General features: G+C 65.2%; 24 protein-coding genes. 13 read left to right on the top strand and 11 right to left on the bottom strand.

From position 1 onward, the window contains the following. Window position 1: 1 nt before the first annotated feature. The 4 genes from ILT46_RS02975 to rsmI are packed head-to-tail and all read right to left on the bottom strand — an operon-like array spanning window position 2 to window position 2,801. Complete coding sequence (locus ILT46_RS02975; RefSeq protein WP_199503170.1) at window positions 2-613, bottom strand: DedA family protein; 612 nt, start codon at window positions 611-613, stop codon at window positions 2-4. Between the two features lie 18 nt (window positions 614-631). Further along, on the bottom strand, window positions 632-1,609 hold the full coding sequence (gshB, locus tag ILT46_RS02970; RefSeq protein ID WP_199503169.1) for a glutathione synthase: 978 nt from the start codon (window positions 1,607-1,609) through the stop codon (window positions 632-634). Window positions 1,610-1,620: 11 nt separating this feature from the next. Next, window positions 1,621-1,983 (bottom strand): YraN family protein, encoded by a 363-nt coding sequence (locus ILT46_RS02965; RefSeq protein ID WP_199503168.1) that lies wholly within the window; start codon window positions 1,981-1,983, stop codon window positions 1,621-1,623. Beyond that, complete coding sequence (gene rsmI / locus ILT46_RS02960; RefSeq protein WP_199503501.1) at window positions 1,980-2,801, bottom strand: 16S rRNA (cytidine(1402)-2'-O)-methyltransferase; 822 nt, start codon at window positions 2,799-2,801, stop codon at window positions 1,980-1,982. The genes ILT46_RS02965 and rsmI overlap by 4 nt, the downstream gene beginning before the upstream one ends. 69 nt (window positions 2,802-2,870) lie before the next feature. Here rsmI and ILT46_RS02955 point away from each other — a divergent pair, with 69 nt between their 5' ends. Both ILT46_RS02955 and parE read left to right on the top strand, forming a co-directional pair. After that, window positions 2,871-4,043 (top strand): penicillin-binding protein activator, encoded by a 1,173-nt coding sequence (locus tag ILT46_RS02955; protein ID WP_199503167.1) that lies wholly within the window; start codon window positions 2,871-2,873, stop codon window positions 4,041-4,043. Between the two features lie 67 nt (window positions 4,044-4,110). After that, entirely contained in the window at window positions 4,111-6,090 is a 1,980-nt protein-coding gene (parE, locus tag ILT46_RS02950) for a DNA topoisomerase IV subunit B (RefSeq protein WP_199503166.1), read from the top strand. A gap of 6 nt (window positions 6,091-6,096) precedes the next feature. On the opposite strand, the gene ILT46_RS02945 is transcribed toward parE, so the two are convergent. Beyond that, complete coding sequence (locus ILT46_RS02945) at window positions 6,097-7,092, bottom strand: TerC family protein (protein WP_199503165.1); 996 nt, start codon at window positions 7,090-7,092, stop codon at window positions 6,097-6,099. Window positions 7,093-7,301: 209 nt separating this feature from the next. Continuing rightward, a complete protein-coding gene (locus ILT46_RS02940) occupies window positions 7,302-8,072 on the bottom strand; it encodes an alpha/beta hydrolase family protein (protein WP_199503164.1) in 771 nt (256 codons plus the stop codon). An 86-nt stretch (window positions 8,073-8,158) separates the two neighbouring features. On the opposite strand from ILT46_RS02940, the gene ILT46_RS02935 reads away from it, so the two are divergent. Both ILT46_RS02935 and ILT46_RS02930 read left to right on the top strand, forming a co-directional pair. Next, window positions 8,159-9,457, top strand: a complete 1,299-nt coding sequence (locus ILT46_RS02935; RefSeq protein WP_199503163.1) for a serine hydrolase — start codon at window positions 8,159-8,161, stop codon at window positions 9,455-9,457. Between the two features lie 29 nt (window positions 9,458-9,486). After that, the gene (locus tag ILT46_RS02930; protein ID WP_199503162.1) at window positions 9,487-10,335 is read left to right on the top strand and encodes an AAA family ATPase; all 849 of its coding nucleotides are present in this window, start codon (window positions 9,487-9,489) and stop codon (window positions 10,333-10,335) included. Here ILT46_RS02930 and ILT46_RS02925 read toward each other — a convergent pair whose 3' ends face one another. After that, window positions 10,336-11,739, bottom strand: coding sequence for a methyl-accepting chemotaxis protein (locus ILT46_RS02925; protein ID WP_199503161.1), 1,404 nt, complete (start codon window positions 11,737-11,739; stop codon window positions 10,336-10,338). 105 nt (window positions 11,740-11,844) lie between these two features. Here ILT46_RS02925 and ILT46_RS02920 point away from each other — a divergent pair, with 105 nt between their 5' ends. The 3 genes from ILT46_RS02920 to ILT46_RS02910 are packed head-to-tail and all read left to right on the top strand — an operon-like array spanning window position 11,845 to window position 14,731. Then, window positions 11,845-13,029: a vWA domain-containing protein gene (locus tag ILT46_RS02920; protein ID WP_199503160.1), complete on the top strand. Its 1,185-nt coding sequence runs from the start codon at window positions 11,845-11,847 to the stop codon at window positions 13,027-13,029. A gap of 24 nt (window positions 13,030-13,053) precedes the next feature. Beyond that, the gene (locus ILT46_RS02915; RefSeq protein ID WP_199503159.1) at window positions 13,054-13,860 is read left to right on the top strand and encodes a lipid II flippase Amj family protein; all 807 of its coding nucleotides are present in this window, start codon (window positions 13,054-13,056) and stop codon (window positions 13,858-13,860) included. After that, window positions 13,853-14,731 carry a DUF817 domain-containing protein gene (locus tag ILT46_RS02910; RefSeq protein ID WP_199503158.1) on the top strand — a complete coding sequence of 293 codons (879 nt, stop codon included), beginning with the start codon at window positions 13,853-13,855 and terminating at the stop codon, window positions 14,729-14,731. The genes ILT46_RS02915 and ILT46_RS02910 overlap by 8 nt, the downstream gene beginning before the upstream one ends. On the opposite strand, the gene ILT46_RS02905 is transcribed toward ILT46_RS02910, so the two are convergent. From ILT46_RS02905 to ILT46_RS02895, 3 genes are all read right to left on the bottom strand, one after another. Continuing rightward, window positions 14,697-16,010, bottom strand: a complete 1,314-nt coding sequence (locus ILT46_RS02905; RefSeq protein WP_199503157.1) for a spinster family MFS transporter — start codon at window positions 16,008-16,010, stop codon at window positions 14,697-14,699. The genes ILT46_RS02910 and ILT46_RS02905 overlap by 35 nt on opposite strands. 82 nt (window positions 16,011-16,092) lie before the next feature. Further along, window positions 16,093-17,304: an exo-beta-N-acetylmuramidase NamZ family protein gene (locus ILT46_RS02900; RefSeq protein WP_199503156.1), complete on the bottom strand. Its 1,212-nt coding sequence runs from the start codon at window positions 17,302-17,304 to the stop codon at window positions 16,093-16,095. Continuing rightward, a complete protein-coding gene (locus ILT46_RS02895) occupies window positions 17,301-17,843 on the bottom strand; it encodes a DOMON-like domain-containing protein (RefSeq protein ID WP_199503155.1) in 543 nt (180 codons plus the stop codon). Before ILT46_RS02895 ends, ILT46_RS02900 begins: the two co-directional genes overlap by 4 nt. A gap of 56 nt (window positions 17,844-17,899) precedes the next feature. On the opposite strand from ILT46_RS02895, the gene tyrS reads away from it, so the two are divergent. The 5 genes from tyrS (at window position 17,900) to ILT46_RS02870 (ending at window position 22,570) form a co-directional block, all read left to right on the top strand. Next, the gene (tyrS, locus tag ILT46_RS02890; RefSeq protein ID WP_199503154.1) at window positions 17,900-19,129 is read left to right on the top strand and encodes a tyrosine--tRNA ligase; all 1,230 of its coding nucleotides are present in this window, start codon (window positions 17,900-17,902) and stop codon (window positions 19,127-19,129) included. A gap of 69 nt (window positions 19,130-19,198) precedes the next feature. Further along, on the top strand, window positions 19,199-19,537 hold the full coding sequence (locus tag ILT46_RS02885; RefSeq protein WP_199503153.1) for a PilZ domain-containing protein: 339 nt from the start codon (window positions 19,199-19,201) through the stop codon (window positions 19,535-19,537). 74 nt (window positions 19,538-19,611) lie between these two features. Further along, window positions 19,612-20,898 carry an MFS transporter gene (locus ILT46_RS02880; RefSeq protein ID WP_199503152.1) on the top strand — a complete coding sequence of 429 codons (1,287 nt, stop codon included), beginning with the start codon at window positions 19,612-19,614 and terminating at the stop codon, window positions 20,896-20,898. Further along, entirely contained in the window at window positions 20,895-21,815 is a 921-nt protein-coding gene (gene cysK / locus ILT46_RS02875) for a cysteine synthase A (RefSeq protein WP_199503151.1), read from the top strand. The genes ILT46_RS02880 and cysK overlap by 4 nt, the downstream gene beginning before the upstream one ends. A gap of 23 nt (window positions 21,816-21,838) precedes the next feature. Then, complete coding sequence (locus tag ILT46_RS02870; RefSeq protein WP_233396963.1) at window positions 21,839-22,570, top strand: dienelactone hydrolase family protein; 732 nt, start codon at window positions 21,839-21,841, stop codon at window positions 22,568-22,570. Here ILT46_RS02870 and ILT46_RS02865 read toward each other — a convergent pair. Continuing rightward, window positions 22,503-23,000, bottom strand: coding sequence for a hypothetical protein (locus ILT46_RS02865; RefSeq protein WP_199503149.1), 498 nt, complete (start codon window positions 22,998-23,000; stop codon window positions 22,503-22,505). The two genes, ILT46_RS02870 and ILT46_RS02865, sit on opposite strands and share 68 nt — an antisense overlap. 46 nt (window positions 23,001-23,046) lie before the next feature. On the opposite strand from ILT46_RS02865, the gene ILT46_RS02860 reads away from it, so the two are divergent. Then, window positions 23,047-23,676, top strand: a complete 630-nt coding sequence (locus ILT46_RS02860) for a hypothetical protein (RefSeq protein WP_199503148.1) — start codon at window positions 23,047-23,049, stop codon at window positions 23,674-23,676.

Below are 23,676 nucleotides of genomic sequence, written 5' to 3'. Positions count from 1 at the left end.
CCTACTCGCCGGTGCAATCCTTGGGTCGCCAGGTGATGACGCGGTAGATATAGGCCACGAACGCCACGCCCAGCATAGCCAGCACGGCATAGCCTGCATATTGCTCGAAATTCTCCAGCGAGCCCGAGGCCCATTTGCCGGCCAGGATCAGCGCCGCATTCCAGATGGCCGATCCGGCAAAGGTGAACAGCAGGAACCGCCAGACGTTCATCTGCGCCAGCCCCGCGGGCAGCGAGATCATCGTCCGCATCAACGGGAAGAAGCGGAAAAAGAACACGATCACCTCGCCATAGCGGCGGAACAGCCGGCTTGCGCGGTCCACCTCGTCCATATCGACCGTCAGCCAGCGGCCCCAGCGATTGACGAAGGGTTCGAGCCAGCGATAGCCCCATTTGGCGCCGATCCAGTACCAGAAATAATTGCCCGCCGTGGTGCCGATCGTGCCGACGATCAGCAGCGGCCAGAACGCCATCTGCCCCTGTTCGACGAGATGGCCGCCCATGCCCATGATCACCTCGGACGGCAGCGGCGGAAAGATATTCTCCAGCGCCATCAGCACGAAAATGCCGAGATAGCCGCCGCGCGCGATGGCATCGATCACGAAGGAATTCATGGATCAGTCCTGAAAGGGTCAGCCGCCGGCCATCGCGGCGTGGCGCCGCTCGATCGCATCCCAGATGCGGGCAGCGGTGTCGGTTCCGTAGAAGGCATCGATGGCGACGATCCCGGTGGGCGAGGTGACGTTGATTTCGGTGAGATATTCGCCGCCGATCACGTCGATCCCGACAAACACCAGCCCGCGCCGCTTGAGATCGGGGCCTAGTGCTGCGCAGATTTCCTCCTCGCGCGGCGTCAGCGTGGCGGCTTCCGCCGAACCGCCGCGGGCGAGGTTCGAGCGGAATTCGCCCGCGCCCGGCTTGCGATTGATGGCGCCAGCGACCTCGCCGTCGATCAGCACGATGCGCTTGTCGCCCGCCGCCACCTCGGGAAGAAAGGCCTGGACCATGTGCGGTTCGGGCCAGGCATTGTCGAACATTTCGGACAGGGCCGACAGATTGGCCCCGTCCGCCTCGACCTTGAAAATAGCCTTGCCGCCATTGCCGTGGAGAGGCTTCACCACGATCGCGCCATGCTGCGCGTGGAAGGCGCGGATGTCGTCCAGGCGCCGGGCGATCAGCGTCGGCGGCATGAACCGCGCATAATCGAGCACCAGCATCTTTTCGGGCGCGTTGACCACCTCTCGCGGATCGTTGACCACCAGCGTGCGGCCCTTCAGCCGGTCGAGCAGGAAGGCGGCGCTGATATAGGCCAGGTCAAACGGCGGATCCTGTCGCATCAGCACGACATCGGCATCGGCCGCCAGATCGAGCAGGCGATAATCGCCGGCGGTGAAATGCCGCCCCGCCTCGCGCTGTACCGTCACCGGGCGGGCCCAGGCGGTCAGCCGTTCGGGCACATCGCCCCCACCCTGCCAGGCGAGCGAGCCGACCTGATATTCGAACAGGCGATGCCCGCGCGCCTGTGCCGCCAGCATTAGCGCAAAGCTCGAATCGCCGCTAATCGCGATATCTTCCAGCGGGTCCATCTGGACGGCGACGGTGAGGCTCAAGGCGCGTGCTCCTAGGGTTGCCAGGCGTTGACGATATGCGTCGGCGCGGTATCGGGCGCCAGCAATATCACGTCGACCCGCATATCGTCGCCGGGGCGCAAATAGTCGTGCGCGACCGCTTCGGCCGCAGCGGCCACGCGGCGCAGGCGGTATTCGTCGATCGCTTCGGCAAGCCCGGCGGCGCTGGCGCGGTATTTGACCTCGACGAAAGCGACCAGCGGGCCGCGGCGCGCAATCAGGTCGATCTCGCCCAGCGGCGTGCGCCGGCGGCGGGCGAGGATGGACCAGCCCTGCCGCTCGAGCCAGCGGGCGGCCTCTTCCTCGGCGACGCGGCCGGTGCGTTCGGCGCGGCGGCGGGTGGCGGGCGCTCTCATGGGCGGCGCAGTGCGAGCGCGCGGGCATAGAGCGCCTTGCGATCAAGCCCGGTCGCCCGCGCCACCTCGGCCGCAGCCTGCGAGGGTTTCAATGTTTCGAGCGCCGCCAGCAACAGCGCGTCGGCATCCTCGGGCGCCTCGGCCGGGCGGTCGGGCGGCGGGGCGATGACCAGCACGATTTCGCCGCGCGGCGGGTGGGCTGCGTAATGCGCGGCGAGCGCCTCGGCACTGCCGGTGCGGCATTCCTCGTGCAGCTTGGTCAGCTCGCGCGCCACCGCGACCTCGCGGCCCGGCAATATCTCGCCAATCGCCGCCAGCGTGCGCGTCAGGCGCGGGGCGGCTTCGTACAGCACCAAGCTTGCCGGGACATGCGCGAGGGCCTGAAGCGCATCCTTGCGGCCCTTGTCCTTGGGGGGGAGAAAGCCGGCAAACAAGAACCGGTCGGTCGGCAGGCCGGCCAGCGTCAGCGCGGTGATGGCCGCCGACGGGCCGGGCAGGCTGGTGATGGCAATCCCCGCCTCGCGCGCGGCGCGGACCAGGCGGTAACCGGGGTCGGAAATCAGCGGCGTGCCGGCATCGCTGACCAGCACCACCGCCTGACTCCGCGCCGCCTCGATAACGCGGGCGCGGTCGGCGTCCGAGGCATGGTCGTCATGACGCCACAGCGGCTTCGACAGGCCCAGATGATTCAACAGCTTGCCTGCCACGCGCGTATCCTCGCACGCCACCGCATCACAGGCGGCGAGCGTTTCGACCGCGCGGCGGGTGATGTCGCCGAGATTGCCAATCGGCGTGGCCACAATATACAGACCCGGCATCAAGGCTGGAGGAGGCGGGCTGAGGCTCACCGGCGCAGCTTTGGCGACAGGATGAGGGTGCGGCAAGTCATGATGACACGGATGTGGAACCGGCGGCAGTTCGCCGCGCTGGGGGTATCGGCCTTGCTGGCTGGCTGTCAGGTGATCCCCAGCAGCGGCCGGGTCGAACCTGTCCGCCCCGCCCCGCCGCCGCCGACGACCACCGTGCCCGCCCCCGGCAGCACCCTGCCGCAGGATGGCACCCGCCACCGGATCGCCTTGCTCGTGCCGCTGACGGGCAATTCGGCGGCGGTCGGCCAGTCGATCGCCAACGCGGCCAATATGGCGGTGCTCGATACCAGCGCCGACAATATTCGCATCACCACCTACGATACCGGAACCGATCCCGGCAGCGCGGCCGCGCGGGCGATTGCCGATGGGAACACGGTGATCCTGGGACCGCTCAACGCGGGCGACGTTCCCTCGGTGTCGGCCGCCGCGCGCCCTGCCGGGGTGCCGGTGATTGCCTTCACCAACGACATGACTGCCGCGCGCGGCGATGTGTTCGTGATGGGGCAGATGCCCGAACAATCGATCCGCCGCACCGTCGGCCATGCGCGCGCGCAGGGCGTCACCCGCTTCGCCGCGCTGATCCCGCAGAGCGATTACGGCCAGCGTGCAGAGGCGGCCTTTGGCGCGGCGGTGCGTGACAGCGGGGGGACGCTGGTGGCAGTCGAACGCTATGCGCCGGGCACTACTGAAGTCGCGGCGGCCACCGCGCGGCTGCGTCGCGCCGGTGGGTTCGAGGCGGTGCTGATCCCCGAAAGCTCGCGCATTGCGGCGCAGGCGGCGGCGGCGATCAAGCCCGCGACTGCCGCCAGCCCGCGCATTCTCGGCACCGAATTGTGGAGCGGCGCAGCCGATGTTCCGCGCGCGGCGGCGCTGCGCGGGGCGTGGTTCTCCGCCATGTCGGATGCGCGCTATCGCCGCTTTTCGGATACCTACCGCACGCGCCACGGCGCTGCGCCCTATCGGGTGTCGACCATCGGCTATGATGCGGTGCTGCTGGTGCTGCGACTGGCGCAGGACTGGCGCCCGGGCCGCCCCTTCCCGCTCGCGGCGCTCCGCGGCGACGAGGGCTTCCTCGGGCTCGACGGCCCGTTCCGCTTTGGCCGCGACGGGGTGATCGAACGCACGATGGAAGTGCGCGAAGTCCGCACCGGCACGGTGACGATCATCGATCCCGCCCCGCAGCGATTCTGAGCCTTCTGCCGATAACTTGCGGCGCGCTGCTTGATGCGTGGTGAGCCACCGCCGTATAGCGCGCGCCATGCCTGACGACGATCTGTTCGCCAACACGCCCGCCAGCTCGGGCGATTACGATGCCTCGTCGATCGAGGTGCTCGAAGGGCTGGAGCCGGTCCGCCGCCGGCCGGGGATGTATATTGGCGGCACGGATGACCGCGCGCTGCACCACCTCGCCGCCGAGGTGCTCGACAATGCGATGGACGAAGCGGTCGCAGGCCATGCCACGCGGATCGAGATGCAGCTCGATACCGGCAACCGGCTGACCATCGCCGATAATGGCCGCGGCATCCCGGTGGCAGAGCATCCCAAGTTTCCCGGCAAATCGACGCTCGAGGTGATCCTCTCGACGTTGCACTCGGGCGGCAAGTTTTCGGGCAAGGCCTATGCCACCAGCGGCGGCCTCCACGGCGTCGGCGTGAGCGTGGTGAATGCGCTGTCGAGCCTGACGCGGGTGGAGGTGGCGCGCGACCGCCAGCTTTATGCGCAGGAATTTGCTCGCGGCGTAGCGCGAGGGCCGCTGCAATCGATTGGCCCCACGCCCAACCGGCGCGGCACCACGGTCAGCTTCGTACCCGACACCGAGATTTTCGGCGACCGGCAGTTCAGCCCTAAACGCCTGTTCCGCCTCGCCCGGTCGAAGGCCTATCTGTTCGCGGGCGTGGAAATCCGCTGGAAATGCGCCCCCGCGCTCGCTGGCGACGATGTGCCGGTCGAAGCAGTGTTCAAGTTCCCCGGCGGCCTCGCCGATCACCTTGCCGAGCAGGTCGGCGAGCGCGAATGCGTCACCGCGCAGCCCTTCACCGGGCGGCAGGACTTTCCTGACGATCAGGGCCGCGTCGAATGGGCGATCGCCTGGCCGCTCTGGTCGGACGGCGCGACCAGCTGGTATTGCAACACCGTGCCGACCCCCGATGGCGGCACCCACGAGCAGGGCCTGCGCGCCGCGCTGACCAAGGGGCTGCGCGCCTTTGGCGAGTTGATCGGCCAAAAGAAGGCCAGGGACATTTCGGCCGACGATGTGATGGTCGGCGCCGAGATCATGCTGTCGGTGTTCATCCGCGATCCGCAATTCCAGAGCCAGACCAAGGACCGGCTTACCAGCCCCGAGGCCGCGCGGCTGGTCGAGAACGCCATGCGCGACCATTTCGACCATTTCCTGACCGACAATATGGAGCGCGGGCGCGCGCTGCTGGGCGCGGTGATGGAGCGGATGGACGAGCGGATGCGCCGCAAGGCCGAGCGCGAGGTCAAGCGCAAGACCGCGACCAATTCCAAAAAGGTTCGTCTGCCGGGCAAGCTCACCGACTGTTCGGGCGAAGGCAAGGGCGAGACCGAGCTGTTCATCGTCGAAGGCGACAGCGCCGGCGGCAGCGCCAAGCAGGCCCGCGACCGCAAGACCCAGGCAATCCTGCCAATCCGCGGCAAGATCCTCAATGTCGCCAGCGCCACCGCCGACAAGATCCGCGCCAATCAGGAGATCGCCGATCTCGGCCTCGCGCTGGGCTGCGGCTTCCGCAAGGACTGCAACGCCGACAATCTGCGGTATGACCGGATCATCATCATGACCGATGCCGATGTCGACGGGGCGCATATCGCGACGCTGCTGATGACGTTCTTCTTCCAGGAAATGCCCGAGATCGTCCGGCGCGGCCATCTGTTCCTCGCCCAGCCGCCGCTTTACAGGCTGACGGCGGGCAAGGAGAGCGCCTATGCCCGCGACGACGCGCACCGTACCGAGCTGGAGGCGACCCGATTTAGGGGCAAAAAGGTCGAGGTTGGCCGCTTCAAGGGGTTGGGCGAAATGAACCCAGGCCAATTGCGCGAAACGACCATGGACCCGGCAACCCGCAGCCTGCTGCGGATCACCCTGCCGCCGGAATACGAACAGCGCGCGGCGGTGGGCGAACTGGTTGACCAGCTGATGGGCCGCAACCCCGAACACCGGTTCAACTTCATCCAGAACCGCGCCGGCGAGCTCGACCCGGAACTGATCGACGCCTGAACGCCGCTAGCCGGGCGGTGGATGTGGCACCTCCCCCTGCCCGCGCGTCTTCCACAGCGACACCAGAATACCGCCCGTGATCAGCGCGAAGGTCACGCCGAGGCTGAATAGCGGCGGCACCTTGCCGCCGGGCATCAGGAAGTCGCCGATAAAGATTTTCGAGCCGATGAAGATCAACACCAGCGCCAGCGCATATTTCAGATATTCGAACCTGTGCACCATCGCCGCGAGCGCGAAATAGAGCGCGCGCAGGCCGAGGATCGCCATGATGTTCGAGGTATAGACGATGAAGGTGTCCGTCGTGATCGCGAAGATCGCCGGCACCGAATCGATCGCGAACACCAGGTCGGCCAGGTTGATGACGACCAACGCCAGGAACAGCGGGGTGGCCGCCAGCACCATCTTGCCGGTCTTCTCGCTCGGTACGCGGACGAAGAAATGCTGCGCGTGGAGCTCGGGCGTTACCCGCATCCGCCGCGATATCCACTGCACTACCTTGTTCGAGGCGAGATCGGGCGCATGGTCGCCGCTCATCAGCATCTTGATGCCGGTGGCAATCAGGAAGGCAGCGAACAGATACAGCGTCCAGTAAAATTCCTGCACCAGCGCCGCGCCCAGCGCGATCATGATCCCGCGCAGCACGATCACCGCCAGGATGCCCCACAAGAGCGCGCGGTATTGGTATTTCGGCGGGATGGCAAAGAAGGTGAAGATCAGGGAGATAACAAACACATTGTCGATCGACAGCGCCTTCTCGATGAAGAAGCCGGTATAATATTTCATGCCCAGATCGGCCCCGCGCTCGACCCAGATCCATGCCCCGAAAGCGAGCGCCACGGCGATGTAGAAGGCCGACAGCTTGAGGCTTTCGGCCACGCCCATCTCGCGGTCTTCCTTGTGCAGGATACCAAGGTCGAATGCGGTGAGACCAAAGACCAGCCCGGCGAAGGCCAGCCAGAACCAGACCGGCGTTCCCAGCCAGTCGACCATCAGAAATTCCATCGCGCAGCTCCCTGCCGAACTCGTTGAATTCGATCGGACGCACCGATGCCGGCCAGCTGCGCGAGAATGGGGGGAACGCGTCGGGCCAGCAGCATCGGTGCAATCCGATGCGGTCCGACATCACAAGGCAGGGAAACACTCCATGCCGTGCCAGAGGGGCCCGGTCCGCAGGCGCGGCCATAGCGCCATGCCGGCCCGGTGGCAACAAATCACGCGACAGCGACGTAGCGGCCGGCCCATGCAGCTATGACCGCCGCAGCAAAATCGGCGTCTTCCCCATCGGTCAGCAGATGATCGGCACGATCGAGGCTGACGAAGCTCTTGGGATGGCGCGCCGCCTTGAACAGCGCCTCGGCATTCTCGATCCCGACCTGCGTATCGGTCGGCGCGTGGAGGATCATCAGCGGTTTGCGCAGCCGCGCCACTTCGCCCAGCAGATCAGTCTGTTCGGCGCGCTCGACGAATTCGCGGCTGATCGAGAACGGCCGGCCGCCAATCGTCACCTCGGCTTCGCCCTGCCGGGTGATCGCCTCGACATCCCCCTTCAGATTGCCGAGCACGTGATGCACCTCTGCCGGGGCGCCGATGGTGGCGATCGCGCCAATCCGGTCGCCGCCAATATCGTCGGCCGCCGCGAGCACCGCCGCCCCGCCGAGGCTATGCCCGACCAGCAGCAGCGGCCCGGCAAAGCGCGCGTGCAAATGCTGTGCGGCGGCCACCAGATCGGCGACATCGGTGGTGAACCCGGCGCGGCCGAACTCGCCCTCGCTCCCGCCAAGGCCGGTGAAATCGAACCGCAAGGTTGCCATCCCGCGCGCCGCCAGCGCCCGGGACAGGGCGACGGCGGCCCGGCTCTGCTTGGTGCAGGTGAAGCAATGGGCAAACAGCGCACAGCCGCGCACCTCGCCCTCGGGAAGTTCGAGCGAGCCCGACAGCTTGTGTCCGGCCTCGGTGGTGATGGTCAGCGGCTCGGTTGCCATCGGCAATCCCTATGCGCCGCACCCTGGCGTTGCAACCGGCGCGGCGCTGCGGCATCAGCGTGGCAGGACGCTGGAGGAGCAGAGGTTTGCGCATTCATGATCTCGCCGCGATTGCGCTGGCGCTTGCGGCCGTGAGTGCGCCGCCTGCCGCCGCTGGACAAACCGAAGCTACCGCCGCCAGCCCGCTGGATGAGCGCGCGGCCGATATTGCTGCGGTGCTGCGCGGTGAGCGCGATCCGGCGCAGGTGTTCACTGCCCAGTTCATCGCTGCGGTTCCGCCCGACCAGCTCCGCGCCATAGGCACGCAGATGATTGCGAGCCACGGCCCGCTGCTCGGCGCGTCGATTACCGGGCGCGAAAGCGAATTTGCCGCGACGCTTGTGCTCGACTTCGAGCGCGCAAGGGTGAGCGGGCCGGTCCAGCTGTCGGCCACGCCGCCGCATCAGGTTGCGGGGCTGCTGATCCGGAACGTCGAGCCCAAGGGCGACAGCCGGGAAAAGATCATGGCCGATCTCGGCGCGCTACCGGGTTCGTTCACAGCGTTCTACGCCCCGCTCGATCCCGCCGCCACGCCGCTCTTGGCGCACCGGGCCGAACAACCGATGGCGCTGGGTTCCACCTTCAAGCTCTACGTGCTGTCGGCTTTGGCGCACGAGATTGCCGCGGGGCGGCGGCAGTGGGACGAAGTCGTGCGGCTCGACCAGCGATCCTTCCCCAGCGGCGCCATGCGCGATTGGCCACGCGGCGCGCCCGTCACTCTGCACAGCTTAGCCACCGCGATGATCTCGGTCAGCGACAACACCGCCACCGACCAGCTCATCGCCGTGCTGGGGCGCGACGTGGTCGAACGTGAAGTGCGCAGCACCCACGCCAAGCCGGCGCAGATGCTGCCGCTGCTGACCACGCTCGAATTCTTTGTGCTGAAAGCCGACCCCGCCCTTGCCCGGCGCTTTGCCCAGTCGAACGAGCAGGAGCAGGCGCGGCTGATCGCAGAACTGTCTGCCCGCCTGCGCGGCGATGCCGACAACGCCCCACCGCTCACGCTCGACCGGCCGACCGCGATCGACAGCGTGGAATGGTTTGCAACCCCCGCCGACCTCCAGCGCCTGCTTGGCCGACTGGCGGCCCTGTCCGACCCGACCGCGCGCGCGATCATGGCCGTCAATCCCGCGGTGTTGGCCGGGCGCAAGGCGGACTTTCCCTATATCGGTTACAAGGGCGGGTCCGAACCAGGCGTGCTCAACCTAACATGGCTGCTGGAGGCGCCCGGCGGCGAGTGGCGGATCCTCACACTGGGGTGGAGCAACCCCGCCGAGGAGGTCGATGCCGCGCAATTGACCGCCATGGCACAACGCATTCTTGCCCTTGGCGCCCCGGCCCCTTAACGCCCGCGTAAAGTTGCAAGGAAAAACCCATGACCCAGCGTTTCGAAGGCACCAGCTCGTATATCGCAACCGAGGACCTCAAGGTTGCGGTGAATGCGGCGGTGACCTTGCGGCGGCCGCTGCTGGTGAAGGGGGAGCCCGGTACAGGCAAGACGGTGCTGGCGCACGAGATCGCCAAGGCGACCGGCGCGCCGCTGATCGAATGGAACGTCAAATCGACCACCAAGGCGCAGCAGGGCCTGTACGAATACGACGCGGTTGCGCGGTTGCGAGATGGTCAGCTGGGCGAGGAGCGGGTCCACGACATCCGCAACTACATCAAGAAGGGCAAGCTGTGGGAGGCGTTCAATTCCGACCAGCTCCCCGTATTGCTGATCGACGAGATCGACAAGGCCGACATCGAGTTTCCTAACGACCTGCTGCAGGAACTCGACCGGATGAGCTTCGACGTTTACGAAACGCGCGAGCGGATCGAGGCGAAGGAACGCCCGATCGTCGTTATCACCTCGAATAACGAGAAGGAACTTCCCGACGCGTTCCTGCGCCGGTGCTTCTTCCACTACATCAAGTTTCCCGACCGCGAAACGATGCGCGAGATTATCGAGGTGCACTTCCCCGGCATCCAGAAGCAGCTCGTCTCGAAGGCTATGGACGTGTTCTACGACATCCGCGATGTGCCCGGCCTCAAGAAGAAGCCGTCCACCAGCGAATTACTCGACTGGCTCAAGCTCCTCCTGAACGAGGATATGCCGCTCGAGGTGCTGCAGGACAGCAACCCCAATCGGGCAATCCCGCCACTCCACGGCGCACTGCTCAAGAACGAGCAGGACATCATGCTGTTCGAGCGGCTCGCCTTCATGGCTCGCCGGCAGGTTTGATCAGCGCGCCAGCGCGTAAGCCAGCTCGAGATCGCCCCAACGGCGGCCGCGGATGATCATCGGAACATACACGTTGCGTACCACGCGGTAGCTGCTGGCGCTCTCGTCGCGGCGATAGACGGCCATCATGTAGGGGGCGTTGCTGGCCTTCGCCTTCCGGTCGCTCGCATCGAGGATGATGCGACCATTGCGGCAATAACGTGTGTCATGCTCGAGGTCGCCCGTCGGCTCGCGCGATTGCGCCGTCAGATGCGTGGGCAGAAAACCGTTCATGTCGGTGCACGCGCTGGCGAGAATACGCGCATCGGACTGTTCCATCCGGTCAAGCACATGGCGCCAGTTGTCATGCGCCCAGTCGGTCAGTCTGGTCCGGTAGCGTCTGGGATTACTGCCAGCGATTTCGATGTAATTCTGATCGAACAAGTCCGCTTCGGCGAGCCGGCCGGCATCGATCGCCTTTTCTGCGAGCTTGACGGCTTCTTCGGCAACTTCCTGCGCTCGCGACACCATGTAGCTGTCTTCGGGAGACAGCCCCGCCTGGACGATGCCATCGAACATGTCGTTGGCAATGGCTTCAAGGCCGCCAATCTGCGTATTTGCCTGCTGCAGCAGCGCTTCGTTGGCCTGTGCGGCACCCTCGTAACTCTCCAGCACGGTCTGAACCCTGCCGACATGGTCGGAGATCGTACCGGTGGCGCGGGTGATCCGGTCGTTATGGCGATCGACCTGTTCGACGAGATCGACAACTTCGGTAATGGTCTGGTCGATCCGCGCGACCGAGTTTTTCGCCTCACCGCTTGCACGCGCGCCGTTTTCGATCTGCGCGATGACCTGGCCTGCCTCCAGCCCCAGCATATCAATGGTGCGGGCAATCTCGTCCGTTGCCCTGCGAGTGTCGCTGGCCAACCCCTTCACCTCACTCGCCACCACCGCGAAGGTCCTCCCGGCATCACCGGCCCGGTGCGCTTCGATGGTGGCGTTGAGAGCGAGGATATTGGTGGTCTCGGCGATCTGCTCGATATCCTTGGAACAGCGCCTCACTTGGTCCATCGCGGCAGCAAAGCCGGTGACGTGGTGCGTCAATGTCTCGACCAGATCGAGCAGCTCGCTGACCTGGCCGAGCGATGACTGGATGAGCGCGGCACCCTCGCCAAGCCGCTCGATCGCCTGCTCCGACAAACCGCGCGCAGCATCGCTGGCGACGGATACCTTGCGCTGATCTTCCTCAAGTTCGGAAACGGTAATACGCAGCGCCGAGTGCTGGTCGCGCAGCGCGCTGTAGCTGTCGAGCACCGAACCAACTATCCCGGCGACATCGGCGCAGCCGACCGTGACCCTTCCGCAGCTTTCGGGAATGAGGTCGATGGCATTGCGCCCATCAACTGCGATTGCGCTGTATTCCATAGGCTTGTGCAGTCCCCTTGCTACGCGGAACATACGTCGCCCATGGTTAGCAAAGATTTAAGCTGATGGCTGGCGCGGTACGCGCCGGCGGGTTACGGTGGGCCCATGTTCTTCAATTTCGTTGACGAGTTGCGCGCTGCCGGCATCCCTGCCAGCTTCAAGGAACATCTGACGCTGCTCGAAGCGCTCGATCGCGATGTCATCGAGCAGACGCCCGAAGCGTTCTATTACCTGAGCCGCGCGACATTCGTGAAAGATGAAGGCCTGCTCGACCGGTTCGATCAGGTGTTCAACAAGGTCTTTAAAGGTCTGCTGACGGATTATGGGCAGAATCCGGTCGATATTCCGGAGGACTGGCTGAAAGCCGTGGCCGAGAAATTCCTCACGCCGGAGGAAATGGAAGCGATCAAGTCGCTCGGCTCTTGGGACGAGATCATGGAGACGCTGAAAAAGCGCCTCGAAGAGCAGCAGAAGCGCCATCAGGGCGGCAACAAATGGATCGGGACTGGTGGCACCAGCCCGTTCGGCAATTCAGGCTACAATCCTGAAGGGGTGCGGATCGGCGGCGAAAGCCAGCATAAGCGCGCGCTTAAAGTGTGGGAAAAGCGCGAATTCGCCAATCTCGACAACACGCGCGAACTGGGCACGCGGAATATCAAAATGGCACTGCGCCGTCTGCGCCGCTTCGCCCGCGAAGGCGCCGCAGACGAACTAGACCTTGACGCCACCATCGATGGCACGGCGCGGCAGGGCTGGTTGGACATCCATATGCGGCCCGAACGGCACAACGCGGTCAAGCTGCTGCTGTTTCTCGATGTCGGCGGATCGATGGACCCGTTCATCCGACTGGTGGAAGAATTGTTCAGCGCCGCAACGGCCGAGTTCAAGAATCTCGAATTCTTCTATTTCCACAACTGCCTGTATGAAGGCGTGTGGAAGGACAATCGCCGCCGCTGGCAGGAGCGGACCAACACCTGGGACGTGCTCCATAAATACGGCCATGATTACAAGGTCGTGTTCGTCGGCGACGCCGCGATGAGCCCGTACGAAATCACCCATCCGGGCGGCAGCGTGGAACACATGAACGAGGAAGCCGGCGCGATCTGGATACAGCGGGTGGCCAACACCTACCCGGCAACGGTCTGGCTCAATCCCGTGCCCGAAAAGCAATGGGGCTACTCGCAGAGCACGAAGATCATGCGCCAGCTGGTCAACGACCGGATGTACCCGCTGACGCTGGACGGGCTCGACGATGCAATGCGCGAGCTGAGCCGGAAACACGGCGCCTGATCCCGCTTAACCGGACATTCTCATATGATCGACGCGCCGCTTGTCGCGATCCTGCTGTTGACCGCGATAATCAACCTCATCGGCGCGCTGGCTTACGCCGCCCGCATTGCCGGGGTCCGAACCAAGCGCATTGCGATGTCCTTTGCCCTGTTTAATATCCTCGTTTTGCTATCGCGGACCTCGAACTCGTTTCTTGGGCCGTTCCTGGCCAAGCGGATCGAAACGCGGCTGCATGACGGGACGGGCGATCAGCTGTTCTTCGACATGCAACTCGTCCTCGCCGCCGCGAGCGTCGCGACGCTGATCGGCATCGTGCTCGTGCCGACCGCGCAGCGGCTGTTCAGCACCGCCATTGGCCAGTTCCAGCGCGACCGTTCGACTATCCGCCTGGTTACAGCCGCTGCCACCGCGCGGGGGCGCAAGGCAGTGCGACGATCCTTGCGGTTGCCGGGCATTCGCAATGTGCGCCAGCTTGGTCAGGGATCGGGCATCGGCTGGGGGGTGCTGGTAGCCAACTGCCTCGCCCAGTCGCTGCTTGCGGTGGGCGTGGTGGCCTCGCTCTATGCCGGTTATCTCGCGCCCGAATTCCGCGTTACCGCCTCGCAATTGTCGGCGGTGGTGAACGGCGTGGCCACCATCCTGCTGTTCGCCTTCATCGACCCGCAGCTTTCGGTGATGACCGACGACGCGGCGGAAGGCAAAGTGGGCGAAGCGGCCTTTCGGCGTACGATCACGCTCATCTCGCTCAGCCGCCTGGCCGGGACGATACTCGCGCAGGTCTTGCTGCTGCCCGCGGCGCTGCTGATCGCGTTCATCGCCAATAATGTCTGAAACAACCCGCGCGCATTCGCGCTTCTATCGGTTTCGCCGCGCTCTGGAGGCTTACGATCCCGGCAGCGGCTGGCGGCTGTGGCTCTACGAATTCCTGCTGTTCGGGTTCAAGCAGGCCTGGGCGTGCCTGTTCGGCGCGCTGTTGCTGGTGCTCTTGCTCGGTACGCACCTGTATTACCCCTTGGAGGGCACGCTCCACCGTTACGATTTCCTGACCCTCGCCGCGCTGGGCATTCAGGCCGCAATGCTGGCGCTAAGACTCGAGACCTGGCGCGAGGCGCGGGTGATCCTGATCTTTCATGTTGTCGGCACGGTGATGGAACTGTTCAAGACTGCTGCCGGCTCGTGGACCTATCCGGAAGCCAGCGTCCTCCACATCGGCGCGGTGCCGCTGTTTTCGGGGTTCATGTATTCGGCAGTCGGCAGTTACATCGCCCGCGTCTGGCGGATCTTCGATTTCCGCTTCACGCATTATCCGCCCCGCTGGACGACATGGCTGCTGGCGGCGGCGATCTACGTCAACTTTTTCGCGCACCATTGGACGCTGGACATCCGCCTTGCGCTGTTTGCTCTGACGGCGCTGCTGTTCGGGCGAACGCGTGTCTATTTCCGCAACTGGCGCGACCATCGCTGGATGCCCCTCCTGCTCGGCTTCGGCTTGGTGGCGCTGTTCATCTGGCTGGCCGAGAACATCGCCACCTTTGCCAATGCCTGGCGCTATCCGGGGCAAGAAGGCGTTTGGAAAATGGTTTCGTTCGCCAAGCTGGGCAGCTGGTACCTGCTGATGTTGATCAGCTTCGTGCTGGTCGAGTGGGTGCAGCCGGCGCGCGGGCTGGCTAGGTGTGACGATCCAGCTCCGCATTCATCCTGAGGCTGGCGCGCCAGAAGAAAAACGCCGGGATCAAGCCGAGGAAAGCGGCTCCATAAAGCACGTAGCGCACGCTCTCGTCCCCGAATTGCGGGCGCAGGACATCGGACAGGATACCGAAGAACAACGGCCCCAGACCTAGCCCGATGAGGTTCTGGAAGAACAGCACGATGGCCGACGCCATCGCCCGCGTCCGCACCGGCACCAGCCCTTGCGCGGCGGAATAGGTCGGACCGTAATAGAGTGAGTTGCAGATCGTCGGAACGACCAGCAGCGTCAGCGCTGCCCACCAGCTCGCTTGCTGATAGGCGAGGAATGCCACCGGCGCGGCGAGTGCCATGCCGATGGCTGGAGCGGTCAGCACATGGCGGCGATTGATGGCGCCAAAGCGGTCGGCCAGCCAGCCGCCCAGCCAGGTACCGAAGATACCCGCCGCGCCGTTGACGACGCCAAACCAGAAGCCCACCTCCCCTGGTGTCATCCCGTGGGTGCGCTGGAAGAAAATCGCGGTCCAGGTGGTCTTGCCGTAAGCTAGGAAGGCGGCCGTCGAACCGGCGACCAGCAACAAGACGAAGGCGCGCGACCTGGCGACCGAGCGCAAGGCCTCGCCCAGCGACATTTGCGGGGCGTGGGTCGGCCCGGCGACACCCGTCGCAGCGAGCGCCTTGGATGCGTCGTGGCGCGGATCGCGCATAAGCCACGTGACAATCAGCGCGAGGGCTATACCCGGCAGGCCGACGAGCAGAAACGCCCGGCGCCAGCCGACGAGGTCGGCCAATACCCCCCCGATCAGCATCCCCAGCAAGGTGCCGATGGGAATGCCAAGCGCATAAAAGGCCAGCGCCGAACTGCGTCGCTCGGGCGGCACCAGATCGCTGATCAGCGAGTGCGATGGCGGCGTGCAGCCCGCCTCCCCTACGCCAACCCCGATCCGCGCCAGCAGCAACTGAACGAAATTATGCGCCAGGCCGCACAGCGCTGTCATCAACGACCATATCGCGAGTGCGATAGCAATGATGCGTGGCCGGCTGCTCGTCGGCCGGTCGGCATAGCGCGCGATGGGGAGGCCGAGCGCGGTGTAGAACAGCGCGAAGGCAAGACCCGTCATCAGCCCGATCTGCGTATCGCTGAGGCCGAGATCGCGCGCGATCGGTTCGGCCAGAATGTTGACGATCTGCCGGTCGATGAAGTTGAAGATATAGACGATCAGCAGCAGCCACAGGGTCAGCCTGACACCGCGCTGGGTATTTGCAGCGGGCGTCTTCGGTGCTGCTGATGCCATTGCCGCTGTCCCCTCAATGCGCGCCGATTGTTCGGCTGGCGAAAGGCTCGGCTACAAGGCTGGTTAGGTCAACCCGCGATTATCACCGATAGAGTAGAAACTCGGCCGTGGCGTCGGGCCATGCCGCTTCATCCGGCCCGGCCCGCGCTTCCAGCGCGCCGGCATCGGCCGTCGGGTCATCGACCCATTGCCGCAGCGCCGGGCCGCCATTGATGACGTCGATCGCCAGCCGGTCGAACTCGTATTCGTAGGCAAAATCGCGCCACAGCGGATAGGCAGGGTATAGCGCGCGGATCGCCTTGAACGCCAGCGCCTGCAAGCGCCACGGGCGGAACGCGGCGTGATCGTAGAACGGCCTTTCGGCGTGGATCATCAGCCCGTGGCACAATTCACCCGCGTGCTTGTGGAAGGTTGGCGTGAACCAGCATTCTCGGATTGCACAACCCCCCAGCCACTCCGGCGCGATGCGGCGCATCTCGGCATGGATCGCCGCCGCATCGACATCGGGCGCGCCGAACAGCACTTCAAGCGGGCGGGTGGTGCCGCGCCCCTCGCTCAGCGTGGTGCCCTCGAGCATCACCGTGCCGGCATAGGCGCGGGCCATGTTGAGGCTGGCGGCATTGGGGCTGGGGTTGATCCAGATGCGATCTGTCGGCCAACCGAAACCAGGCGCGGACGTCGGCTGCCAACCGTCCATTTCCACCACACGGTAATCAACGTCGAGGCCGAAATGGTCGATAAACCAGCGCCCCATCTCGCCCATGGTCAATCCATGACGCATCGGCATTGGCGCGGCACCGACGAAGCTTTCCTGCCCCGGTACAAGCAGCGTCCCTTCGACCGGGCGCCCGGCGGGATTGGGCCGGTCGAGTACCCACACCCCCTTGCCCGACTTCGCAGCCTCCTCCAGCAGATAGAGCAGCGTGGTGACGAAGGTATAGATGCGGCAACCGAGATCCTGGAGGTCGAACAGGAACACATCGGCGCTCGACATCATCTGGCCGGTGGGCCGCCGCACTTCGCCATAGAGGCTGAACACGGGGATGCCATAGGTCGGGTCGGTCTCGTCCGCCGTCTCGACCATATTGTCCTGCTTGTCGCCCTTCAGCCCATGCTGCGGGCCGAATGCGCTGGTGACGTTGACCCCGGCGGCGATCAGGGCGTCGAGGCTGTGGGTCAGGTCGCACGTGGCCGAGGCAGGATGGGCAACCAAGGCGACCCGGCGGCCTTTCAGCGCATCCAACAGCGTTGGGTCGGATAGCAGCCGGTCAATGCCGAAGAGGGTCTGGGTCATGTCGCGCGCGCTGCCGGAAGGCGCGCGGTGAAGCAAGCCGGGTCGTGAAAATCAGGTGCCTCGCCGGTATGGGCGAGCGCCCAGTAGCTTTTGACCCCGCCCTCCTCCTCGATCACCGCGCACAAACCCAGCTCGCCAGCGATGGGGAGACCGGACGAGGGAATCGCCGCATCGAAGATCGCGAACGAACTGCCGATCCGCATCGTGCAATCGGGTTCGCGCAACAGCGGCGCTTCTGCCATCCCTTCACGGTAGGCCGAGAAGGAATAGAGGTTCCATCGCTCGGACGGGGACAGGTTCAGCTCGAGATAGCCGCAATCACTGCTCCCAACGGGCATGAAGGCCTCAAAGCAGGTGGTCTGCCACAACCCGTCCTCGCGCCCTCGCCCGGCAAAAGGCGGCACGATCAGGCGGCCCACCCCTTCCACCCGCCAGCGCAGCCGCAGCCAGTTGGCGTCGCGCCCGATGACACGCGCCTCCACCCCGCTGACAGCCAGCGGGGGGTGAGCGGGATGGGCGACAAGCTGATGCGTTTCCATTGCCGCCCCCCCATGCTAACCGCGCGGCGCCAAGACAAGCCGGGGCAGCCAATTCAATGTCGCAATACCAGTCCGATCTCCTGCGCGTACTCGACGAACGCGGCTATATCCACCAGCTGACCGATGCGGCCGGGCTCGAATCACTGGCCGCAAAGCAGGTGGTGCCCGGCTATATAGGCTTCGATGCGACCGCGCCTTCGCTTCACATCGGCAGCCTTGTGCAGATCATGATGCTCCGGCGTTTGCAGCAGGCCGGGCACAAGCCCATCGTCCTGATGGGCGGCGGAACTACGCGGATCGGCGACCCGACCGGGCGCGATGAAAGCCGCAAGATGCTGACCGATGCGACGATCGACGAAAATATCGCCGGCATTCGCACCGTGTTTGACCGGCTGCTGACCTTTGGCGATGGGCCGACCGATGCGGTGATGGTCAACAATCAGGACTGGCTGGGCGGGCTCGGCTATATCGAGATGCTGCAGAAAGTGGGCACGCATTTCACCGTTAACCGGATGCTGACTTTCGATTCGGTCCGCCTGCGGCTCGAACGCGAGCAGCCAATGACGTTTCTCGAATTCAACTACATGATCCTGCAGGGCTATGATTTCCGGCACCTGGCGCAGGAAATGGGCGCGCGGCTGCAGATGGGCGGCAGCGATCAATGGGGCAATATCGTGAACGGGGTGGAACTTGGCCGGCGGATGGACGGGGCCGAACTGTTCGGCCTCACCACCCCGCTGCTGACCACTGCGGACGGGGCCAAGATGGGCAAGACCGCGGCGGGCGCCGTGTGGCTCAACGAAGCGCAATTGCCGGCTTATGATTTCTGGCAATATTGGCGCAATGTCGATGACCGCGATGTTGGCCGGTTCTTGCGCCTGTTCACCGATCTGCCGCTGGACGAGATTGCGCGGCTTGAGTCGCTCGAAGGCGCGGAGATCAATCAGGCCAAGATTGTCCTTGCCAACGAGATAACTGCGCTGGTGCGTGGCGCAGAGGCGTCAGTTTCGGCAGCAGCGACCGCCGCCCAGACTTTTGCCGAGGGCGGCACAGGCGAGGATTTGCCGAGCCTCTCAGTTGGCGCCAACGGTATGCGCATCGGCGCGATCCTGACCGCGCTCGGCTTCACCGCGTCCAATGGCGAGGCCAAGCGCAAGGTCGCCGAAGGCGCGGTTCGCTTGGACGATGCAGCGGTCACCGACGCGGCTCATCTGGTCGCTATCGCGCCGGGGGAAACTGCGCGCTTGAGCCTCGGCCGCAAGAAGCACGCGGTGCTGCACTCCTGACAGAGTAACGCAAAATCAGGATTTTTCCGCGATAACTCCAGGCGAGGATTGCTGGGGAAGGAACGCGCGATGAGCGCAGGCGCACAACTTACCGTGACCGATCTGCGGCGGGCCGCCCGCCACCCGGTCGATCATACCGTGATCGCCGAGCACGCCCAGAAGGGCGAGGTGACGCTACATATCGCAAACCTGTCGGCGCATGGGTTCATGACCGATGACGGGATCGAATATGCGCGCGGCGACCGGCTGATCGTGCGCTTGCCGTCGGTCGGCCGGATCGAAGCCTACGTCATCTGGACAGCCATCGAACGCACTGGGTTTCAGTTCGAGCGGATCATCCGATTGGACGATTTCAATCGGATGATCGCCGCGATGCAGCCCAATCCGCGGCTCACCCGCCACCGCTGAGGAACAAGTTCGCCTAGCTGGCGGCCAAGCACTCGCCGCTTGGCAGCCATTCCCGCCGCTGCCATGCGGGGGACGTGCCCGAACCGACCACACCCCTCCAGATCGCCGATTACCGCCGCCTGTGGCTGGCGCGCTTTCTGGCCACGATGGCGACTCTCTCGCTGGTGGTGCTGCTGGGCTACCAGGTCTACGATGTCGCGCGCAGCGATTATGGGATGAGCAAGGCGGAAGGCTCGTTCTATCTCGGCCTGCTCGGGCTGGTCCAGTTTCTGCCGCTGTTTATGCTGACGCCGGTGGCCGGCCTGGTCGCCGATAAATATGACCGCCGCCACGTCGTCGTCGCGGCCAATGCGGTCGATTGCTGCATCGCTGCGCTGCTGGCCCTGCTAACGTGGCAGGGGGCGCTGACCCTTCCCATCCTGTTTGCGCTCGCCGCAGCGCATGGCGCGGCGCGGGTGTTCAATGGCCCGGCGCTGTCGGCGATCGCGCCCAATATCGTGCCCGCCCCTCTGCTGCCGCGAGCGATCGCGCTGAGTTCGATGGCCTGGCAGTCGGGATCGATGATCGGCCCGGCCGCAGGCGGGCTGCTGTTCGCGCTGAGCCCAGCCCTGCCCCACGCCGCATCGGCCGTGCTGCTGATCGTGTCGGCGGCTCTGGTGGCGATGATCCGCCCGGTACGCGCCGTACACGAGGGGCCGCCGGTGCGCCCGTGGCAGCAGATCGTCGATGGGTTCCGCTTTGTCCGCCGCGAGCGGTTTCTGCTCGGTTGCATCACGCTCGACCTGTTCGCCGTGCTGCTCGGCGGGGCGACCGCCATGCTGCCGGTCTTTGCCCGCGACATCCTCCATGTCGGTCCCGAGGGGCTTGGCCTGATGCGCGGCGCGACGGCCCTTGGCGCCGCGGTGGTGGCCGCATGGCTCGCCTGGCGTCCGCTCGAGAACAATGTCGGCGTGAAGATGCTGTGGGCTGTCGCAGGCTTCGGCGCGGCCACCGTCGCCTTTGCCCTGTCGCGCAATTTCGCCCTGTCGTTGGCGCTGCTGGCATTTCTGGGCGCGGCCGATATGGTCAGCGTGTTCATCCGCTCCTCGCTGGTGCAACTCTACACGCCCGACCAGATGCGCGGCCGCGTCTCGGCCATCTCCGGCCTCGCGATATCGGCTTCCAACGAACTGGGCGAAATGCGCGCCGGTGCCTTCGCGGCGATCATGGGGGCGACTGCGGCGGTCGCCGTCGGCGGTGTCGGCGCTGTGGTGATCACCGCGATGTGGGCGGCGATTTTCCCGGAACTTCGCCGCGCGCGAACCTTTGCCGTTCAGTATAACGCTTTGCCCGAACAAGACAGGGAAAGGGATCCAGCATGAAAGTCCAGTCCGTCCTCGAAACCATTGGCGGCACACCGCACATCCGCCTCGCGCGCCTGTTCCCCGATCACGAGGTTTGGGTAAAAAGCGAACGTGCCAATCCCGGCGGCTCGATCAAAGACCGCATCGCGCTGGCGATGGTCGAGGCCGCCGAACGCGACGGAAGGTTGCAGCCGGGCGGAACCATTATCGAGCCGACCAGCGGCAATACCGGCGTCGGGTTGGCCATGGTGGCGGCGGTCAAGGGATACCGGCTGGTGCTGGTCATGCCCGAAAGTATGTCGCTCGAACGGCGCCGGTTGATGCTGGCCTATGGCGCCAGCTTTGATCTCACCCCGCGCGAAAAAGGCATGAAGGGCGCGATCGAGCGCGCGCAGGAACTGGCCGCCGAAACGCCCGGCGCGTGGATCCCGCAACAGTTTGAAAACGCAGCCAATGTTGAAATTCACCGTCAGACCACCGCGCTGGAGATCCTGACCGATTTCGCCGATATGCCAATCGACGCGCTCATCACCGGCGTCGGCACAGGCGGGCATCTTACCGGCTGTGCCGAAACGCTCAAGAAAGCCTGGCCGCAGATGCAAGCCTTCGCTGTGGAGCCTGAACTCTCACCGGTCATTTCGGGCGGACAGCCAGGTCCCCACCCGATCCAGGGCATCGGGGCCGGGTTCCTTCCCGGCAACCTCCATACGCAAGCGATTGACGGCGCGATCCAGGTCGGTGCTGACGAGGCCAAGGAGATGGCCCGCCGCTCCGCTCGGGAAGAGGGATTGCTGGTCGGGATTTCGAGCGGCGCCACGCTTGCTGCGATCGCGCGCAAGCTACCCGATCTGGCAGCCGGAAGCCGCGTGCTGGGCTTCAATTACGACACCGGCGAACGGTATCTGTCAGTGCCGGATTTCCTGCCGGAGGCATGATGGCGGGGGGAACGCACAGCTACATGGATGGCGAAACCGCGCTCACCGCAGAGGTGTGGCATCCTGCCGGTCCGCCGCGCACAGCCGTGCTGGTGTTCCCCACGATCATGAATGCGACCAAAGCCGTCGAAGAAAAGGCCGCCCGCCTGGCCGAGGCAGGCTACCTTGCCATACTGTGCGATCTTTATGGTGCGCAGCCGGAGGATTTGGACGCCGCGAAGCGCCTCGCGACCGGGCTGCGCACCAACCCGGTAGCCTATCGGCGGCGATTGCGCGCGGCCGAGCAGTTTGGCCGCTCTCTCGCGCCCGACCTACCCATGGCAGCAATTGGCTTCTGCATGGGCGGGCAGGCGGCCCTGGAGCTCGCGCGCGACGGGGCGGAGGTGCTCCTGTGCGTAAGCTTTCATGGGCTGCTGGATACTGACCTTCCCGCGCAGCCGGGTGCAATTCAGACACGTATTCTCGTCTGCCATGGCGATGCCGACGCGCTTGTCCCTCGCCCGGCCGTCCTGGCGTTCTGGGAGGAGATGGATCGTGCCGGCGCCGACTGGCACTTCCACGCCTACAGCGGGGTGCCGCACGGCTTTACCAACCCCTACCCCTCCCCGGCGGACGGTCGCATCGCTTACAACGCCAGCGCCGACCGGCAGAGTTGGCAGGCCATGCTATCCATGCTCGACGAGGTGCTTATACCGGCCACTGGTGAACCGGCATCCCCGAGCGTTGGTGCTCGAGATAATCCGCCGTCAGCCTGAACAGATCGCCGTGGCGCCGATGATGCGCCAGCTGCCAGGCTGCGCCATTGCGCCCGCTGGCTGTGCGCGAGGCGACGATATCGAGATAGCGGTCGATCAGCGAGTTTTCGACGCCGTGCCGCTCCAGCCCGTCGCGCGCGGTCGTGCACAGTTCGTCGATTACCCCGCGGACGGGTCGCTCTTCGCCGCCAAACCATGCGATGCTGGCGTCCATCCCGTGCCGGGCGGCCGCGTAGAAATTGGCCTTGGCAATGTCGAACGGGAGCCGCGCCTCGGCGGGTCCGCGTTCGCGCGCCAGCATATGGACCGCGCCGTAATACAGCGCTGCATTGGCAAACATATCGATCACAGTCGGCCCCGCCGGCAGCACGCGCTGCTCGATCCTCCAGTGCGGCCGGCCATCCCCGGCAAACCCGATCAGCGGGCGCACCCAGCGCAAGATCGAACAACGGCACGCGCGTCTCGTGCCAAAGCGCGTGGCCGAACAGGAACGGGGAATTCGCGCCCAGCGTCAGCAGCGGCGCGCTGAGCAGGGCAGTGCCGCCCGCTATCGCGCTGTCGATCTCCATCACCAGCGGCGCATCGCCCCGCGCGCGCATCGTCTCGCGATTCAGCGCGTAATAGCGGTTGCTCGGCGTCATCTGCTCGAGCGACAGGTCGCTGTCGCGCAAGGTCGGCAGCGTGCCGATTGCGACGACCGTATCGACATCGTCATGCGCGTTGGCCACGCAGCGGCGAAACGTGGCGTCCGCTTGCTGTTCCATCAGCCGCAGACCGTCGCCGGCCAGCGGCTGCGGCGTGCCATTGATCTCGATATTGAACCGAGACAGCTCAGCCACCACCAAATGATCGGCCAGCCGCGTCAGGAAGCTCTGATTGTGCGGTGCCGGGAAGCAATGGCGATCGATCAGCCAGGCTTCGAGTTCAAATCCGATCCGGGCGCCGCCTTGTGCGAAAAGCGGCCCCGCCGGTCATGGTCGATCAGCAGGGCGGTCTCTTCGTGGAGGCGCGCAACGAACGCCCGGTGGTCCGCTTCGGTAAAGCCTGCCGCCCCGATTTCCTGGCCCGACCGCCCCGCCCCCTGCCCAGTTTGCCCGCCAAGCTAG

Origin of the sequence: Qipengyuania sp. YIM B01966 (assembly GCF_016461955.1) — a bacterium.
In the GTDB taxonomy this organism is placed as follows: Bacteria; Pseudomonadota; Alphaproteobacteria; order Sphingomonadales; family Sphingomonadaceae; genus QFOP01.
The sequence above is the reverse complement of the archived record's forward strand: the minus strand, read 5'-3'. Positions and strand labels throughout refer to the sequence as shown.

What these genes read in the sequence shown, in the direction of transcription:
- cysK (WP_199503151.1), top strand. Translation starts at nt 20,895, where the DNA reads ATGAAAGTCCAGTCCGTCCTCGAAACCATTGGCGGCACACCGCACATC.
- ILT46_RS02885 (WP_199503153.1), top strand. Translation starts at nt 19,199, where the DNA reads ATGAGCGCAGGCGCACAACTTACCGTGACCGATCTGCGGCGGGCCGCC.
- parE (WP_199503166.1), top strand. Translation starts at nt 4,111, where the DNA reads ATGCCTGACGACGATCTGTTCGCCAACACGCCCGCCAGCTCGGGCGAT.
- ILT46_RS02900 (WP_199503156.1), bottom strand. Translation starts at nt 17,304, where the DNA reads ATGACCCAGACCCTCTTCGGCATTGACCGGCTGCTATCCGACCCAACG.
- tyrS (WP_199503154.1), top strand. Translation starts at nt 17,900, where the DNA reads ATGTCGCAATACCAGTCCGATCTCCTGCGCGTACTCGACGAACGCGGC.
- ILT46_RS02895 (WP_199503155.1), bottom strand. Translation starts at nt 17,843, where the DNA reads ATGGAAACGCATCAGCTTGTCGCCCATCCCGCTCACCCCCCGCTGGCT.
- ILT46_RS02910 (WP_199503158.1), top strand. Translation starts at nt 13,853, where the DNA reads ATGTCTGAAACAACCCGCGCGCATTCGCGCTTCTATCGGTTTCGCCGC.
- ILT46_RS02915 (WP_199503159.1), top strand. Translation starts at nt 13,054, where the DNA reads ATGATCGACGCGCCGCTTGTCGCGATCCTGCTGTTGACCGCGATAATC.
- ILT46_RS02945 (WP_199503165.1), bottom strand. Translation starts at nt 7,092, where the DNA reads ATGGAATTTCTGATGGTCGACTGGCTGGGAACGCCGGTCTGGTTCTGG.
- ILT46_RS02965 (WP_199503168.1), bottom strand. Translation starts at nt 1,983, where the DNA reads ATGAGAGCGCCCGCCACCCGCCGCCGCGCCGAACGCACCGGCCGCGTC.
- ILT46_RS02940 (WP_199503164.1), bottom strand. Translation starts at nt 8,072, where the DNA reads ATGGCAACCGAGCCGCTGACCATCACCACCGAGGCCGGACACAAGCTG.
- ILT46_RS02905 (WP_199503157.1), bottom strand. Translation starts at nt 16,010, where the DNA reads ATGGCATCAGCAGCACCGAAGACGCCCGCTGCAAATACCCAGCGCGGT.
- ILT46_RS02955 (WP_199503167.1), top strand. Translation starts at nt 2,871, where the DNA reads ATGATGACACGGATGTGGAACCGGCGGCAGTTCGCCGCGCTGGGGGTA.
- ILT46_RS02975 (WP_199503170.1), bottom strand. Translation starts at nt 613, where the DNA reads ATGAATTCCTTCGTGATCGATGCCATCGCGCGCGGCGGCTATCTCGGC.
- ILT46_RS02870 (WP_233396963.1), top strand. Translation starts at nt 21,839, where the DNA reads ATGGATGGCGAAACCGCGCTCACCGCAGAGGTGTGGCATCCTGCCGGT.
- ILT46_RS02920 (WP_199503160.1), top strand. Translation starts at nt 11,845, where the DNA reads ATGTTCTTCAATTTCGTTGACGAGTTGCGCGCTGCCGGCATCCCTGCC.
- ILT46_RS02925 (WP_199503161.1), bottom strand. Translation starts at nt 11,739, where the DNA reads ATGGAATACAGCGCAATCGCAGTTGATGGGCGCAATGCCATCGACCTC.
- ILT46_RS02930 (WP_199503162.1), top strand. Translation starts at nt 9,487, where the DNA reads ATGACCCAGCGTTTCGAAGGCACCAGCTCGTATATCGCAACCGAGGAC.
- rsmI (WP_199503501.1), bottom strand. Translation starts at nt 2,801, where the DNA reads ATGCCGGGTCTGTATATTGTGGCCACGCCGATTGGCAATCTCGGCGAC.